General features: G+C 28.4%; 4 protein-coding genes. 1 reads left to right on the forward strand and 3 read right to left on the reverse strand.

The annotated features are described in order from the left end of the window. The first annotated feature begins 305 nt into the window (after positions 1–305). On the forward strand, positions 306–1,013 hold the full coding sequence (locus ACVC2P_RS17240) for a DUF4197 domain-containing protein (RefSeq protein ID WP_452599689.1): 708 nt from the start codon (positions 306–308) through the stop codon (positions 1,011–1,013). A gap of 32 nt (positions 1,014–1,045) precedes the next feature. Here the strand turns inward: ACVC2P_RS17240 and ACVC2P_RS17245 are convergent, their stop codons facing one another. The 3 genes from ACVC2P_RS17245 to ACVC2P_RS17255 all read right to left on the reverse strand — a co-directional run bounded on the left by ACVC2P_RS17245 (position 1,046) and on the right by ACVC2P_RS17255 (position 3,488). Beyond that, complete coding sequence (locus ACVC2P_RS17245) at positions 1,046–1,831, reverse strand: LytR/AlgR family response regulator transcription factor (RefSeq protein WP_452599690.1); 786 nt, start codon at positions 1,829–1,831, stop codon at positions 1,046–1,048. 2 nt (positions 1,832–1,833) lie between these two features. Beyond that, the gene (locus ACVC2P_RS17250) at positions 1,834–2,829 is read right to left on the reverse strand and encodes a sensor histidine kinase (RefSeq protein ID WP_452599691.1); all 996 of its coding nucleotides are present in this window, start codon (positions 2,827–2,829) and stop codon (positions 1,834–1,836) included. Positions 2,830–2,984: 155 nt separating this feature from the next. After that, positions 2,985–3,488: a hypothetical protein gene (locus tag ACVC2P_RS17255; protein WP_452599692.1), complete on the reverse strand. Its 504-nt coding sequence runs from the start codon at positions 3,486–3,488 to the stop codon at positions 2,985–2,987. Positions 3,489–3,553 lie beyond the last annotated feature (65 nt).

The following is a 3,553-nucleotide window of genomic DNA, read 5'->3' on the forward strand; positions in this document are numbered from 1 at the left end:
CCATCAAAAAGTGCTGCAGCCGTAACAATTCTTACTTTGTACTTTGGCTTATATGGTTTTGCTTGTATCATTCGTGATTTTTAATCCGTTTTAAGGTTGCAATTTACGAAATATTCAAAAAAATAGACGAATTATATGTAATTATCTAATGATGCCTACATAAACTCTTTTCTCTTTTTTAATCTTAATTTTTAGTTTATTGACTTTTAATTGCATACTAAATTCTGTTTAGTATTTTTTTGGTATGTCTTTTGAAATAGTTTCGTTATATAATATATCTTTGATAAACATATAAATCTCAAATTATGATACGTAAATTTTTAGCCTTCTTTTTAATTATTAACTTAACTGCTTGTGCAGAATTACAACAGGTTGTAAACCAATTACCACAAGGTGGTGGTGTTTTAAGTAATGCCGATATTGCTTCTGGTCTTCGTGAAGCTCTTGATTTTGGCATAGACAAACAAGTAAGTAAGCTTACTTTAAAAGATGGTTTTTATAAAAATGACTTAGTGAAAATTTTACTCCCAGATGAGCTACAAAAAGTAGATAAAGCACTTAGAGATATTGGCTTAGGCAGCTTGGCAGACGATGGCTTAAAAGTATTAAACCGTGCTGCTGAAGACGCTGTAAAGGAAGCGACTCCTATTTTTGTAAACGCGGTTAAGGATATTACATTTGCTGATGCAAAAAACATTTTATTAGGCAATGATGATGCAGCAACACAATACTTAACTGGAAAAACACAAACTGCTTTATATGCAAAATTTAATCCTGTTATTAAAAACTCGTTTAGTAAAGTTGGGGCCGATAAAATATGGGCAAATTTAATTAACAAGTACAATTCTATTCCTTTTACTAATAATGTAAACCCAGATTTAACAGATTATGTTACTACCGAGGCTTTAGATGGCGTTTATAAAATGATTGCTGTTGAAGAAGGTAAAATTAGAAACAAGTTAGAGTCTCGTACTACTACATTATTAAAGAAAGTGTTTGCTTTACAGGATTAAGCTAACTATTACTTATATAAATAAAAGACAGCCTAGAAGCCTTTATATTTTTTTAACGAATTAATATTTAACAGCTCTTTTAGCCTGTCTTTTTTACGTTGTGCTATTGGCAAATTACTCCCATCACTCATTAAGACATAGCCTCCATCTTTTTTAATATATGATTTTAAGTAAGCTAAATTTATTAAATGAGATTGGTGTATACGCTCGAACCCATGAACCGTCAATAACTCTTCATACTCTTTTAATGTTTTAGAGATTAAAATAGGTTTTTGATTTTTAAAATAAAATTGTGTGTAATTATCTTTACTCTCACATCTTATAATGTTTTTTATTTCAAAAAGATGAATCCCATTAGCTGTTGATAATGCTATACGCTCAAAAGTATTGGTATTTCTGCTTAAATTTTCTAAAAGCAACTTAATGTTTGAGTAATTCGAAGTGTAAGCAATTTGTTTTTTAAGCTTTCTTATAACTTCTTTTAGTTCATCTGGATCTATTGGTTTTAATAAAAAATCTAATGCACTAAAACGAAATGCTTTTATAGCATATTTTTCGTAAGCAGTTACAAATACAATATTCGTTTTTACTTCTCCTTCAATTTTTGAAATTCTTTCTAAAATATCAAACCCTGTTCCTTTTGTTAATTGTATATCTAAAAAGACAGCTAATGGCTTTTTATCTATAATTTCTGTTACACCTTCTATAACATTATCTGCTTCTCCTACAATTATTACATCTGGTGCATAACGAGATAATAACCCTCGCATGCTATTACGCAGGTTTATATCATCATCTACTATTACGGCAGTAATCATAATTAACTTGTATATTGAATTGGTAATATTACAGTTACTATAGTTCCTTTACTATTTTTAAACTCATCATTAATTTGATTTGTCTCTAATTTTGCTATGCTTTTAGTTTTTCTTGCTATTACCTCTAGTCGTTTTTTAATAATACTAATTGCCATAGATTTATGGACATTAACATACTCTTTTTTATTTTCAATAGAATTATTAATACCAATACCATTATCTTGTATTTTACAGATAATTTTATTTTTATCATCTAAAGTGAAACTAACTTCTATTATGCCCTTTTTTTCTTGAGGAATAATGCCATGATTTATTGCATTTTCTATTAACGGTTGAATTAATAAAGGCGGAATCATAATATCATCGTCTATATCTTGAGATTTTTTAATTGTAAAATAAAACTTATCATCGAAACGCAATGCTTCTAATTCTAAGTAATTCTGAAGACTTTCTATTTCTTTTTCTATGGGTATTAATGATTCTTGTGAATATTCTAAGGTTAACCTCATTAATTTTGAAAATTTAGCTAGATATTTAACCCCTCTGTCTGTTTCATTATTTATCATAAAACCAGAAACTGCTCCTAGGCAATTAAAAATAAAATGAGGATTCATTTGCAAATACAATGCCTTTTGTTTGTATGTCATTAATTCATTGCGTAGCCTTAATTTATCATAATGTAGCTTATATAAACTAAAGAGCAGTAAAAAAAGTATTGTTATTAATGCTACAGATAATATTGTTGTTAATTGATTATATGCTTGTTTTGGTTTTACTGTTTTTAAGTCTTCTATACTTTCTTTTTCCCTTTTAAAGCTATTTACTTGATATTCCCGTTTACTTCTTATAATCTTTGAAGTAAATGTTGCATCATATTTTGTATACTTAACAAAATCTACAGCAGGATTAAAAGTTACAGTATTTAATATTTTGTTCTGAGATTCTAATCCATTAAGGGTAAATATTAGAATTACAAAGCTTACATTTAAATATTTCATTTTATAAAGGTTGATACACAAATGTAGCATTTAGCTTACCTAAACTTATACTTAAATTAGAATTTGCCTTGTATGACTTAGAATTTAAAGAACAGACTGAGTGTTTTCTTTTTCTAACTAAAAAATATTATAATTATATAAAATAGGTTACGTTGTTATTTGTTTTTTTTATACAATCCATCAAAAGCCACAGTAATTTCTGTTCCATTGGTAATGGTTTCCCATAGTTGACGAACTGAGCCATCTTCATTTAAAGTCCAAGTAACCCGATGAATAAAAGGTTGCCCTTTTTGGTTTTTAGCCACATCGGTTTGTAAAATCATTTGGTTACCTTTTCTGTTCCCCTTTAAATGCAAGCTTCCGCCTTGATTATCTATCCAAATTTGTTCCCATTGCTTTTTTGAGGCATTATAGAAGTTATTACTTGTACCAGTATACTTCCCTTTGGCACTTGTCCAGTTCTCTCTAAGAATACATTCGTCCTGTATTTTATCTATTACATTTTTTCCTGCTAGTGTTCCATCTGGATTTGTAACCTCCCATGTTCCAATCCAAAAATCGAAAGCTTTATGGTTTTCTGTGCAACATTTACAATTTTCTTGAGCCTTACTAGTCATTACAGTCAAGCATAAAAACAACGTTATAATAATAGGTTTCATAAGTTTTATTTTGATTAGTTTGTTTTAATAAAAATATTATAAATGATATAACATAAGTCTAACAT

Source organism: Pontimicrobium sp. MEBiC01747, assembly GCF_053601635.1.

What these genes read in the sequence shown, in the direction of transcription:
- ACVC2P_RS17240 (WP_452599689.1), top strand. Translation starts at nt 306, where the DNA reads ATGATACGTAAATTTTTAGCCTTCTTTTTAATTATTAACTTAACTGCT.
- ACVC2P_RS17245 (WP_452599690.1), bottom strand. Translation starts at nt 1,831, where the DNA reads ATGATTACTGCCGTAATAGTAGATGATGATATAAACCTGCGTAATAGC.
- ACVC2P_RS17250 (WP_452599691.1), bottom strand. Translation starts at nt 2,829, where the DNA reads ATGAAATATTTAAATGTAAGCTTTGTAATTCTAATATTTACCCTTAAT.
- ACVC2P_RS17255 (WP_452599692.1), bottom strand. Translation starts at nt 3,488, where the DNA reads ATGAAACCTATTATTATAACGTTGTTTTTATGCTTGACTGTAATGACT.